Here is a 3586-nt window from a genome sequence, read left to right as displayed (position 1 = left end):
GCCGAGGCGTTGCGTGTCTGTGACGGCACGGTAGGCGCGCCGGAGCGTGCGCAGGCGGGGGCCGGTGTCGCCGTGGAACCGGCCGGCCGGCGCTTGCAGGCGATCTGCAGAGCATTTGCAGAGGGGCCCGCGATGCTCTTCCCGTGACAGACATCATCACGCTCGCGGACCCCAGGGTGGCCGCGGTGACGCACGACGAGTGCGGGGAACCGCTCGTCGACCTGCGGGAGGAGGGGCAGCTGCTCCTCGACTCCCGGCAGGCCGACGACGCGGGGAGCTACGCCCACCTGCGGGCCGGCGCGGTGCAGCGGCTCGTGCGGGCCCAGCGGCTGCTGCCCACCGGGATCCGGCTGCTGGTGGTGGAGGGGTACCGGCCGCCCGACCTGCAGCGCCGGTACTTCGAGCAGTACGCGGCGACCATGCGCCGGGCCCACCCGGACGCGGCTCCCGAGCGGATACGCGAACTGGCGAGCGCGTACATCTCGCCGCCGGAGGTCGCCCCGCACGTCAGCGGCGGCGCGGTCGACCTGACCCTGTGCGACCGCGCCGGCCGCGAACTGCCGCTCGGCACCGAGGTCAACGCCACCCCGGAGGAGAGCGCGGGCGCCTGCCGCACCCACGCGCCCGGGATCGGCGCCGAGGCGCGCGAGTACCGGGCCCTGCTGGGCCGGGTGCTGACCGCGACCGGGTTCGTCAACTACCCGACCGAGTGGTGGCACTGGTCGTACGGGGACCGCTACTGGGCCCTGCTGCGCCGCGAACCGGCCGCCCGTTACGGCCCCGCGGACCCGCCCCGCCCTCCGGCCTGACCACCGGAGCGGGACGGCCCGCGAGGACCGCACCGAGAGAACACCGCGAGGGGCCGCCGCAAGCGCCCCTCGCGAGGAACGACCGCAGGGATCACCGCAAGGGATCACCGCAAGGGGGAAAACATGCACCACAGCCACGCCACCTGTCCGCCACCACCGCGCGAGGCCGACAACCGGATGAGCCCGGGGGACTTCGACGCGTCCTTCACGGCCGACATGCCACGCCTGCGACGACGGCTGCTGGCACTGACGGGCAATCCGCACGACGCCGACGACCTGCTCCAGGAGACGTATCTGCGGCTCTCCCGGCGGGCCCGCTCCCAGAACCTGACACGGCAGCAGCACCCGTACGCCTACACCTGCGCCGTCGCCCTCAACCTGCTGCGCGACTCCTGGCAGCACCCCTCGCGCCGCGAGCGCACCACGGACCGGCTGCCGGAAGCCGGCTGGGACGGCGGACTCGACTCCTACGAGGCCTCCGCCACGGCGCTCGCGCTGCTCAGCATGCTCTCCGAGAAGGAGGCCGCCGCGGTCATCCTCGTGGACCTGGAGGGACTCACCCACGACACGGCCGGGGAGCGCCTCGGCGCCCACCGCGGCACGGTCCAGCGCAACCGCCTGCGCGGCCTCGCCAAGATGCGTGCCGCCCTCCACCACTGACCCGGGCGGCACACCTCCACGGGGGTGGGGTGTGCCACCCGGGTTCCCCACCGTGTCTGCCACCGACGAAGGAAGAGTCCCTTGAACTCCATCAGCACGCGCCGCCGGACCGGCGGCGCGATCCTGGGCGCCTCGGCCCTGGCGCTCACCGCGTTCTTCTCCGCCCCGGCGCACGCCGCCCCGCAGGCCGCGGACGCCACCTGCGGTGTCCTGGCGCCCGGCGCCTCGGCCACCGCGCAGGCCGCCGTCGACGCGGCCTGCTCGCAGATCGGCGTCTGGTACAGCTGGGGCGGCGGCCACGCGGCCACGCCCGGCGCCAGCTACGGCTACTACGACGGATCCGACCCGGACAGCCTGCACGACGGCGAGCGCAAGGGCTTCGACTGCTCGGGGCTGATGCGCTACGCCTACTACCGGGCCACCGGAAAGGACCTGCTCAACGGCACCGCCGACGACCAGTTCCACACCTCGCAGGCCGCCGCCCGGTTCTCCGCCGGGCAGGGCACCGCCCCGCTGCTGCCGGGCGACCTGATGTTCTGGGGCAGCGGGCACATCCACCACGTGGCCATGTACCTGGGCAACGGCCAGATGGTCGAGGCGTACGAGTCGGGCACCCACATCAGGGTCACGTCCGTGCGCACCGGCGGCGACTACGCGGGCGCGGTCCGCATCAACGGCTCCGGCACCCCGGTGCCGCCGCCCGCGAACGGCGGCACGGTCTTCGAGACCTGGGGCACCGGCGTGCGCACGCACCGGTCGCCGAGCGTCGGCTCCGCGACCGTCGACACCTTCCCCGGCCCGACCCAGGTGTCCGTCCAGTGCCAGCAGCACGCGGAGACCGTGACCGCCGAGGGCTACACCAACGACGCCTGGGCCAAGCTCGCCGACGGCTCGTGGATGACCGTCATCTACATCAAGGGCCCGGCCTGGCTGCCCGGCATCCCGGACTGCGGGGGCAGCAGCACTCCGCCGCCGTCGGGCGGCAGCAAGGCGTTCCAGACCTGGGGCACCGGGGTGCGCACCCACAGCGAGCCCAACGTCAACGCCGCCGTGGTCGACTACTTCGCCCAGCCGACCACCGTCAACGTGGTCTGCCAGAAGCATGCCCAGGAGGTCACGGCCGAGGGGTACACCAACGACGCCTGGTCGAAGCTGACCGACGGCTCGTGGATGACCAACATCTACATCAAGGGCCCGGCCTGGCTGGACGGCGTGGCCACCTGCTGACACCGTCCCTGCTGACACCACCCCTGCCGACCGGACCGGCCGCACGGCCGGTCCGGTCGCACACGGGGAGCCCCCGCTGTTGTGATGCGCGTCACAAGGGGTCTACGGTGAAGGGGCTTGGAGAGCGCCGGGGGGCGAGCCGAGTGGCGGTGAGCGACCGGGTCGCCTCCAGGTGAGGGAAGTGATTGCGTTGTCCGTCACCTGGGACGACATCGGCGGGCTGGTCGACGCCCACGAACGGTTCCTGGCCGGCGCCCGTGTGGACTCCGATGTCCGGGGCGCGGTGCTCGACTCCTGGAAGCGGTGCAGATCCGTCGGTCTCGATCCGGACCGGATGCTGGTGCGCTACGCGCCCGACCTGGCCCTGGACGAGAGATTCCTGCAGGCCGCCGAACCGGTGCTGCAACGGCTGACCGGCTCGCTCCGCGAGGTCGGCATGACCATCGCGCTCTGCGACGGCCAGGGCCGGATGATCCAGCGCGTCGATGGTGACCGGCGGCTGCGGGGACGGCTGGACGAGGTGCGGTTCGCCCCGGGCTTCGACGCCTCCGAGCAGGTAGTCGGTACCAACGGCGTCGGCACCGCGCTGGCCGAGCGCGGGCCCGTCTACGTCGTCGGGCGCGAGCACTTCGCGGACTGCCTCCAGCCCTTCGCCTGTGCGGGCGCGCCGGTGCGCAACCCCCTCAGCGGGCACATCGAGGCGGTACTCGACCTCACCTGTCTGCGGGACGACGGCGACCCCCTCATGCTGCGGCTGGTCCGCGACGCCGCCCGTGACATCGAGGGGCGGCTGCTGGAGCAGGCCACCCGGCGGGAGCGGGCGCTGCTCGCCGCGTACCGGCGTGCGGGACGGGCGGCCGGGGGCTGGCCGCAGCAGCCCGCGGGGGACG

The 3586-nt window shown here is 73.5% G+C and carries 3 protein-coding genes and 1 pseudogene; all 4 read left to right on the top strand.

What is annotated here, in order from left to right; genetic code table 11:
- The first annotated feature begins 143 nt into the window (after positions 1-143).
- The gene (locus tag EHS43_RS40165) at positions 144-809 is read left to right on the top strand and encodes a M15 family metallopeptidase (protein ID WP_125195484.1); all 666 of its coding nucleotides are present in this window, start codon (positions 144-146) and stop codon (positions 807-809) included.
- A 123-nt stretch (positions 810-932) separates the two neighbouring features.
- Positions 933-1469: an RNA polymerase sigma factor gene (locus tag EHS43_RS40160; protein ID WP_125195483.1), complete on the top strand. Its 537-nt coding sequence runs from the start codon at positions 933-935 to the stop codon at positions 1467-1469.
- 81 nt (positions 1470-1550) lie between these two features.
- On the top strand, positions 1551-2696 hold the full coding sequence (locus tag EHS43_RS40155; RefSeq protein ID WP_125195482.1) for a C40 family peptidase: 1146 nt from the start codon (positions 1551-1553) through the stop codon (positions 2694-2696).
- Between the two features lie 181 nt (positions 2697-2877).
- Positions 2878-3586, top strand: a pseudogene (locus EHS43_RS40150) (protein phosphatase); the annotation flags it as partial.

This window comes from Streptomyces sp. RP5T, from assembly GCF_003933965.1.
In the GTDB taxonomy this organism is placed as follows: Bacteria; Actinomycetota; Actinomycetes; order Streptomycetales; family Streptomycetaceae; genus Streptomyces.
Note: the sequence above shows the minus strand (reverse complement) of the source record. Positions and strands in the feature narration are given on the sequence as shown.